Raw genomic sequence first — 2,715 nt, forward strand, 5'->3', positions numbered from 1 at the left:
TATCTGCGTACCGATCCCGCCCTCGAAGGCGGGATCGGTACGCAGATACGGTCACCCGACAACGCTCTGGAACCACTTCCGCACATCGCGTTACTCAAACGTCACAGTGCGGCCTAGCGTCCTGCTCCAGGTGCCCGGCTCCCCACCGCCGCCCGGGCCAGGGGCGGCAGTCGGGCATCACCGCCGAGAAGGTCCGGCGGCGTCGCGCTCCCCCTGTGCGGGGCGTCGCCGGACGCGGCAGTACGAAAGGACGTGACAGGTCCACCGTGGCAGCGCACCGCAAGCCCCGTCAGCGCGCGAACGTCGCGCACACCGCCCGTACCGCCGCCACCCTCGCCCTCGCGGGCGCGGCGACCGCGACGGCCTTCGAGGGGACCGGCCACGCCGAGCCCGCCCCGACGGCGGCCCAGGTGAAGGCGAAGGTGGACCAGCTGTACCGGGAGGCCGAGGTGGCCACCGAGCAGTACAACGGCGCCCGGGAGAAGGCGGACACGGCCCAGCGGCGGCTCAACTCCCTCCAGGACGAGGCCGCACGGCAGGAGGCGAGCCTCAACTCCGAGCGGGACAAGCTGGGTTCGCTCGCCGCCGCCCAGTACCGCGACGGCGCGCTCGACCCCGCCGTACAGCTCGCGCTCTCCGGTGACCCGGACCGCTACCTCGACGGTGCCGCGTTCGCGGAACGCGCGGGTGACCGGCAGTCCGCGGCGGTCTCGCGGGTACGGCGCCAGCTCGCCGAGGTGGAGCGGCTGCGCGGCGCTGCGCGTGTCGAACTGGCGTCGCTCACCGCACGCCGGGCGGAGCTGCGGCGGCACAAGGAGACGGTGACAGGGAAGTTGGGGGCGGCACGGAGTCTGCTGGGCCAACTCTCCGCGCGGGAAAGGGAACAGGTCACCGGCGGCACCGGGACGACACCGCACCGCACCTCCCGGGGCACCCGCACCACCCTGCCGGGCCCTTCGGCGCAGGCCCCCAACTCCCGTACCGCTGCCGCTGTTTCGTACGCCTACGCCAAACTCGGCAGCCCCTACGTCTGGGGCGCCACCGGACCCGACGCCTTCGACTGCTCCGGTCTGATCCAGGCGGCGTACCGCTCGGCGGGCCTCTCCCTCCCCCGTACGACGTACGCGCAGATCGGCGCGGGCCGGCGTGTCTCCCGCTCCCAACTCCTCCCCGGCGACCTGGTGTTCTTCTACTCCGGCATCAGCCACGTGGGCCTCTACATCGGCAACGGCCGGATGATCCACGCCCCGAACCCCTCGGCACCGGTCCGCATCGCCCCGATCGACGAGATGCCGTTCGCGGGGGCGACACGGGTGGTGTGAAGCCGAGTTGATCCCAAAGGACCTCACACCGCCAAGGACCTCACACCAGCCGGCGAGCCGTCGCCCACCGGGTCAGCTCGTGCCGGTTCGACAGCTGCAATTTCCGCAGTACCGCAGAGACATGGGACTCGACGGTCTTGACGGAGATGAACAGCTGCTTGGCGATCTCCTTGTACGCGTACCCCCGCGCGATCAACCGCAGGACCTCGCGCTCGCGTTGGGTCAGCCGGTCGAGGTCCTCGTCGACCGGCGGCGCGTCCGTCGAGGCGAACGCGTCGAGGACGAACCCCGCGAGGCGGGGCGAGAAGACGGCGTCGCCCTCCTGGACGCGGAAGACGGAGGCGACCAGATCCGCGCCGTTGATGTTCTTCGTGACGTACCCGCGCGCACCGCCCCGGATCACGCCGATGACGTCCTCGGCGGCGTCGGACACGGACAGCGCGAGGAACCGCACCGGCCGCTCCGGGTCGGACGCCAGGTCCGCGCAGCGGCGCAGGACTTCGACGCCGCCGCCACCGGGCAGGTGGACGTCGAGGAGGACGACCTCGGGCCGGGTCGCCGTGATGACGGTGACGGCCTGGTCGACGTCCGCGGCCTCCCCGACGACCTCGACGCCGGTCTCCTCGGTGCGGCCGATCTCGGCCTGGACCCCCGTACGGAACATCCGGTGGTCGTCGACGAGGACGACCCTCACCCGGCGCTCAGGACCCGTCTCTTCGCTCGTCACGTCTTCTCCGCCCTCTCCATCTCCAGCTCGACTTCGGTGCCGCCGTCGGGCACGGCCCGCAGCCGTGCCGTACCGCCGTTGCGCTCCATGCGCCCGATGATCGACTCCCGTACGCCCATGCGGTCGGCGGGGATCGCGTCGGGGTCGAAGCCGGGGCCCCGGTCGCGGACGGACACGAAGACGGTACGTCCCTCGACCTCGGCGTAGACCTGGACGGCTCCGCCCTCGCCACCGTACTTGGCGGCGTTGACCATCGCCTCACGCGCGGCCTGCATCTGCGCGGACGTGCGCTCGTCGAGTTCGCAGTCGCCGACCACGACGACCTCGATGGGGACGCCGTGCTTGTCCTCGACCTCGGCCGCGTTGCGGCGTACCGCGTCGGCGACGGTGGTGGGTTCGTCGGCCTCGTCCTTGCCGGTGCCCTCGGGTTTGTACAGCCAGGTGCGCAGGTCGCGTTCCTGCGCGCGGGCGAGGCGGCGGACCTCGGGGGCGTTCTCGGCGTTGCGCTGGATCAGGGTGAGGGTGTGCAGGACGGAGTCGTGGACGTGCGCGGCGACCTCGGCACGCTCCTGTGCGCGGATGCGCATCAGCCGTTCCTCGGAGAGGTCCTGCGTCATGCGGACGAGGTAGGGGCCCGCGAGGAGGGTGATGCCGACGAGGACGGCG

The 2,715-nt window shown here is 71.9% G+C and carries 3 protein-coding genes; 1 reads left to right on the forward strand and 2 read right to left on the reverse strand.

Annotation, left to right across the window (positions count from 1 at the left end; translation table 11 throughout):
• Window positions 1–266 precede the first annotated feature (266 nt).
• Window positions 267–1,322, forward strand: a complete 1,056-nt coding sequence (locus AOK24_RS43075) for a C40 family peptidase (protein WP_055725289.1) — start codon at window positions 267–269, stop codon at window positions 1,320–1,322.
• Window positions 1,323–1,362: 40 nt separating this feature from the next.
• On the opposite strand, the gene AOK24_RS43080 is transcribed toward AOK24_RS43075, so the two are convergent.
• Complete coding sequence (locus AOK24_RS43080; protein WP_055725290.1) at window positions 1,363–2,049, reverse strand: LuxR C-terminal-related transcriptional regulator; 687 nt, start codon at window positions 2,047–2,049, stop codon at window positions 1,363–1,365.
• On the reverse strand, window positions 2,046–2,715 hold a 670-nt coding region (locus AOK24_RS43085; RefSeq protein WP_240554407.1), incomplete at its 5' end, for a sensor histidine kinase. The genes AOK24_RS43080 and AOK24_RS43085, both read right to left, overlap by 4 nt.

It is taken from the genome of Streptomyces niveiscabiei (genome assembly GCF_001419795.1).
Taxonomy (GTDB): Bacteria; Actinomycetota; Actinomycetes; order Streptomycetales; family Streptomycetaceae; genus Streptomyces; species Streptomyces niveiscabiei.